This window comes from Vasconcelosia minhoensis LEGE 07310 (assembly GCF_015207255.1).
Lineage (GTDB): Bacteria > Cyanobacteriota > Cyanobacteriia > Phormidesmidales > Phormidesmidaceae > Vasconcelosia > Vasconcelosia minhoensis.
The window spans coordinates 1-5,379 of sequence record NZ_JADEXG010000124.1; the positions used below are offsets into that span (position 1 = coordinate 1).

Annotated in this window: 2 tRNA genes and 3 rRNA genes; all 5 read right to left on the reverse strand. The window is 53.3% G+C overall.

The annotated features are described in order from the left end of the window. Window positions 1-53: 53 nt before the first annotated feature. A 5S ribosomal RNA gene (gene rrf / locus IQ241_RS26945) occupies window positions 54-172 on the reverse strand. A gap of 72 nt (window positions 173-244) precedes the next feature. After that, window positions 245-3,125, reverse strand: a 23S ribosomal RNA gene (locus tag IQ241_RS24830). Window positions 3,126-3,267: 142 nt separating this feature from the next. Beyond that, window positions 3,268-3,343: transfer RNA gene (locus IQ241_RS24835), tRNA-Ala, on the reverse strand. Window positions 3,344-3,372: 29 nt separating this feature from the next. Continuing rightward, window positions 3,373-3,446: transfer RNA gene (locus tag IQ241_RS24840), tRNA-Ile, on the reverse strand. Window positions 3,447-3,575: 129 nt separating this feature from the next. Next, window positions 3,576-5,065, reverse strand: a 16S ribosomal RNA gene (locus tag IQ241_RS24845). The 16S, 23S and 5S rRNA genes sit together here with 2 tRNA genes alongside, the layout of an rRNA operon. Window positions 5,066-5,379 lie beyond the last annotated feature (314 nt).

Here is a 5,379-nt window from a genome sequence, read left to right on the forward strand (position 1 = left end):
CAAAACCCGAAAGCGCTCTCACTCAGGTGAGGGCGCTTTCGGGTTGAATATAGACCTGGCACCGAGCTATTTTGACAAGGGGCTACCCCCTCACTATCTTCGCCGCTGCAGTGTTTCACGGTCCGAGTTCGGGATGGAGTCGGCGTGGGTCCACTGCGCCATAGGCACCAGGAAAGGTTGTGGGTTGTAGAGCCCTGAAGGGCTGCATAGAAGTTTATGGAAAAGCGAATCAAAAGAGCCAGAGGAGGACAAGCCCTCGGCCTGTTAGTATTCCTCGGCTACATACATTGCTGCACTTCCACCTAGAACCTATCAACGGGTCTTCTTCCCGTGACCTTACTGGCTTTTGCCATGAGAACACTCATCTTGAGGTGGGCTTCCCACTTAGATGCTTTCAGCGGTTATCCGCTCCGCACTTGGCTACCCTGCGTTTACCGTTGGCACGATAACAGGTACACCAGCGGTGCGTTCTTCCCGGTCCTCTCGTACTAAGGAAGAATCCTCTCAATGTTCTTGCGCCTGCACCGGATATGGACCGAACTGTCTCACGACGTTCTGAACCCAGCTCACGTACCGCTTTAATGGGCGAACAGCCCAACCCTTGGGACGTACTACCGCCCCAGGTTGCGATGAGCCGACATCGAGGTGCCAAACCTCCCCGTCGATGTGAACTCTTGGGGGAGATCAGCCTGTTATCCCTAGAGTAACTTTTATCCGTTGAGCGACGGCCCTTCCACGCGGTACCGTCGGATCACTAAGGCCAACTTTCGTTCCTGCTCGAGTTGTCACTCTCGCAGTCAAGCTCCCTTCTGCCTTTACACTCTGCGGCTGATTTCCAACCAGCCTGAGGGAACCTTTGCGCGCCTCCGTTATCTTTTAGGAGGCGACCGCCCCAGTCAAACTACCCACCTGATACTGTCTTCCAGCCGGATAACGGCATGAAGTTAGAATCCTAGCCCTGATAGAGTGGTATCTCACCAGTGACTCACTACTCCCCACAAGGAGTAGGTCTTAGTCTCCCACCTATCCTGCGCAATCAGGGCCCGAACCCAATACCAGGCTATAGTAAAGCTTCATAGGGTCTTTCTGTCCGGGTGCAGGTAGTCCGTATCTTCACAGACACTCCTATTTCGCCGAGTCTCTCTCCGAGACAGCATCCAGATCGTTACGCCTTTCGTGCGGGTCGGAACTTACCCGACAAGGAATTTCGCTACCTTAGGACCGTTATAGTTACGGCCGCCGTTCACCGGGGCTTCGGTCGCCAGCTTCACCCCAAAGGGCTGACCAGCTTCCTTAACCTTCCGGCACTGGGCAGGCGTCAGCTCCCATACTTCGTCTTTCGACTTCGCGGAAACCTGTGTTTTTGGTAAACAGTCGCCTGGATCTCTTCACTGCGGCTAGCTCTCGCTAGCACCCCTTCTCCCGAAGTTACGGGGCCATTTTGCCGAGTTCCTTAGAGAGAGTTATCTCGCGCCCCTTAGTATTCTCAACCTCCCTACCTGTGTCGGTTTCGGGTACGGGCATCAATAAGTTATCGTGCTTAGAGCTTTTCTTGGAAGCGGGACATCAGACACTTCCCCGTCGTAACGGGTCGTACTCGCAGCTCAGCTCAGAGCGTTTTCGCCGCTCCTCATCACCTCGCATACTTAAACCGCTAACCATCATGCGGCTGTCTTAGCCTTCTCCGTCCCTCTGCACTACCTATTGACGGTACGGGAATGTTAACCCGTTAACCATCGACTACGCCTTTCGGCCTCGCCTTAGGTCCCGACTAACCCTCCGCGGACGAGCCTTCCGGAGGAACCCTTAGGGTTTCGGGGCATTGGATTCTCACCAATGTTTTCGCTACTCAAGCCGACATTCTCACTTCCGCTTCGTCCACAGCTGCTCTCGCTACTGCTTCTCACTAACGCGGAACGCTCCCCTACCACTTGTTATAAAACAAGTCCACGGCTTCGGTGGTATGCTTAGTCCCATTCATTTTCGGCGCAGGAACGCTTGACCAGTGAGCTATTACGCACTCTTTCAAGGATGGCTGCTTCTAGGCAAACCTCCTGGTTGTCTCTGCATTCCCACCTCCTTTCCCACTTAGCATTCACTTGGGGACCTTAGCCGGTGGTCTGGGCTGTTTCCCTTTCGACGATGAAGCTTATCCCCCACCGTCTTACTGGCATTGTGTTCACTGGGTATTCTGAGTTTGTCTCGATTTGGTACCGGTCTCCCAGCCCGCACCGAAACAGTGCTTTACCCCCCAGCTTTAATCAATACCGCTGCGCCTCAACACATTTCGGGGAGAACCAGCTAGCTCCGGGTTCGATTGGCATTTCACCCCTAACCACACCTCATCCGCTGATTTTTCAACATCAGTCGGTTCGGACCTCCACTTGGTGTTACCCAAGCTTCATCCTGGACATGGTTAGATCACCCGGGTTCGGGTCTATAAATACTGACATAACGCCCTCTTCAGACTCGGTTTCCCTTTGGCTTCGGGTATAACCCCTTAACCTGCCAGTACCTATAAGTCGCCGGCTCATTCTTCAACAGGCACGCTATCACACGTTGAATCGTGCTCTAACTGCTTGTAAGCTCACGGTTTCATGTTCTATTTCACTCCCCTCCCGGGGTTCTTTTCACCTTTCCCTCGCGGTACTTTTCGCTATCGGTCACACAGGAGTATTTAGCCTTACGAGGCGGTCCTCGCGGATTCACACGGAATTTCTCGTGCTCCGTGCTACTCGGGATTCAGCTCGTATCCTTAAACTTTCGACTACGGGACTCTCACCCCCTGCGGTGCAGCGCTCAACTGCTTCGTCTAGTCGCCAGATTCCTTATCGCTGTCCCACAACCCCAGCAGTAAAAACTGCTGGTTTAGGCTCTTCCCGCTTCGCTCGCCGCTACTAGGGGAATCGATCTTTCTTTCTCTTCCTCCAGCTACTAAGATGTTTCAGTTCACTGGGTTCGCTCATACCCGTCTATGGATTCAACGGGCTGTTTCTGGGTTGCCCCATTCGGACACCTCCGGATCATCGCTTGCTTCCAGCTCCCCGAAGCTTATCGCAGGTAACCGCGTCCTTCTTCGCCTCTGTGTGCCTAGGTATCCACCGTGAGCCCTTTGTAGCTTGACCTTCTACATTGGCTTCTTTGACTACCTTTGCTTTTCTTTCGCTTCTATGCAGTTTTCAAGGTTCTCGCTGACCAGATGTCAGCAGACTATCTCAATAGATACTGTGCTGACGCCTTCTCGCTATGATTGCTATTATTCTTGCTTGGTGGAGGTAAGCGGACTCGAACCGCTGACATCCTGCTTGCAAAGCAGGCGCTCTACCAGCTGAGCTATACCCCCCCACAACTGTGGACAACTGTGGACAACAGTGGGCCATCCTGGACTCGAACCAGGGACCTCACCCTTATCAGGGGTGCGCTCTAACCACCTGAGCTAATAGCCCCGACGGTGCTTAATAATAAACACCTAAACAGTTTGAAGATTAATCCACCAAACAACCCTCGCACGACCTAGAGTGACTTACTACCCACTCGCTAAAGTTGGGTCGAGTGGATATAAGTAGGTCTCCCTGTAAGGAGGTGATCCAGCCACACCTTCCGGTACGGCTACCTTGTTACGACTTCACCCCAGTCATCAGCCCTGCCTTCGGCGTCCTCCTCCTCGAAAGGTTGGAGTAACGACTTCGGGCGTGGCCAACTCCCATGGTGTGACGGGCGGTGTGTACAAGGCCCGGGAACGTATTCACCGCAGTATGCTGACCTGCGATTACTAGCGATTCCGCCTTCATGCAGGCGAGTTGCAGCCTGCAATCTGAACTGTGCCTCGGTTTATGGGATTTGCTTACTATCGCTAGCTTGCTGCCCTCTGTCCAAAGCATTGTAGTACGTGTGTAGCCCAGGATGTAAGGGGCATGATGACTTGACGTCATCCACACCTTCCTCCGGTTTGTCACCGGCAGTCTCCCTAAAGTGCCCAACTCAATGATGGCAACTAAGGACGTGGGTTGCGCTCGTTGCGGGACTTAACCCAACATCTCACGACACGAGCTGACGACAGCCATGCACCACCTGTCTCTACGCTCCCGAAGGCACCCCTCCCTTTCAGAAGGGTTCGTAGGATGTCAAACCCTGGTAAGGTTCTTCGCGTTGCATCGAATTAAACCACATACTCCACCGCTTGTGCGGGCCCCCGTCAATTCCTTTGAGTTTCACACTTGCGTGCATACTCCCCAGGCGGGACACTTAACGCGTTTGCTTCGATACTGACCGGGTCGATACGGCCAACACCTAGTGTCCATCGTTTACAGCTAGGACTACTGGGGTATCTAATCCCATTCGCTCCCCTAGCTTTCGTCCATCAGCGTCAGTCTCGGCCCAGTAGAGCGCCTTCGCCACTGGTGTTCTTCCCAATATCTACGCATTTCACCGCTACACTGGGAATTCCCTCTACCCCTACCGATCTCTAGCTGCTCAGTTTCCACTGCCTATCCAAGGTTGAGCCTCGGCCTTTAACAGCAGACTTGAACAGCCGCCTACGGACGCTTTACGCCCAATAATTCCGGATAACGCTTGCATCCTCCGTCTTACCGCGGCTGCTGGCACGGAGTTAGCCGATGCTGATTCCTCAGGTACCGTCAGAGCTTCTTCCCTGAGAAAAGAGGTTTACAACCCACAGGCCTTCCTCCCTCACGCGGCGTTGCTCCGTCAGGCTTTCGCCCATTGCGGAAAATTCCCCACTGCTGCCTCCCGTAGGAGTCTGGGCCGTGTCTCAGTCCCAGTGTGGCTGATCGTCCTCTCAGACCAGCTACTGATCGTCGCCTTGGTAAGCTCTTACCCCACCAACTAGCTAATCAGACGCGAGCTCATCCCTAGGCAGAAAAACTATTTCACCTCCCGGCACATCGGGTATTAGCAGCCGTTTCCAACTGTTGTCCCCGTCCTAAGGGCAGATCCTCACGCGTTACTCACCCGTCCGCCACTCGCTCCGAAGAGCTCGTTCGACTTGCATGTGTTAAGCACGCCGCCAGCGTTCATCCTGAGCCAGGATCAAACTCTCCATTTTAGTGGTTCCTTAAAACCTTGGATTCGGACTTCACTCCACAGCCAAATTCCCTATCTCTAGAAAACTCTTCGCTTCGCTCTGTCTCTCGTTTGCCTTTTACTCAATCTGTATCCGGCTTTTGCTTCTTTTCCCTAGCTATGCTAAAGTCAAAGCAATTTCAATTCATCTTGACGAGGGTTATTCGTCAATTAATCTTCAAACTATTCGCTTGTCTAGGTGCCGCAGCTCGAAAGTCGCTCGCCTCAGACTCTCATCCGTAGCTCGCTCCCTTCAGCGCTTAATCAATATAACGAAGCACAAGCTGGAGTGTCAAC